This window comes from Pseudoalteromonas sp. 20-MNA-CIBAN-0454 (assembly GCF_040308685.1).
GTDB classification, from domain to species: domain Bacteria; phylum Pseudomonadota; class Gammaproteobacteria; order Enterobacterales; family Alteromonadaceae; genus Pseudoalteromonas; species Pseudoalteromonas nigrifaciens.
The window spans coordinates 1-257 of sequence record NZ_JBEOOB010000197.1 but is presented as its reverse complement, the minus strand read 5'-3'; the positions used below and the strand labels follow the sequence as shown (position 1 = coordinate 257).

Below are 257 nucleotides of genomic sequence, written 5' to 3'. Positions count from 1 at the left end.
GACAACGACCGCGTCCAGGCTCGCCTGCGCGGCATTCACGACACGCTTGCCGCGCATGGGCTCGCGGTGCGCCCCGTGCATCAGCATGAAGGCGCGGCCACGATCGCGTTCGGGCGGGCGAGCCTGCGCGCGATCGTCGGCAGCGACGCGGCGACGCGGCCGACCGCGGTGATCTGCGGCAACGACGCGCTCGCGCTCGGCGCGTTGCTCGAAGCACAGGCGCTCGGCATCGACGTGCCCGCGCAGTTGTCGATCAC

At 72.8% G+C, this 257-nt stretch carries 1 protein-coding gene; it reads left to right on the top strand.

The features are described from left to right. On the top strand, positions 1 to 257 hold a 257-nt coding region (locus AAEZ22_RS18490; RefSeq protein ID WP_352298524.1), incomplete at both ends, for a substrate-binding domain-containing protein.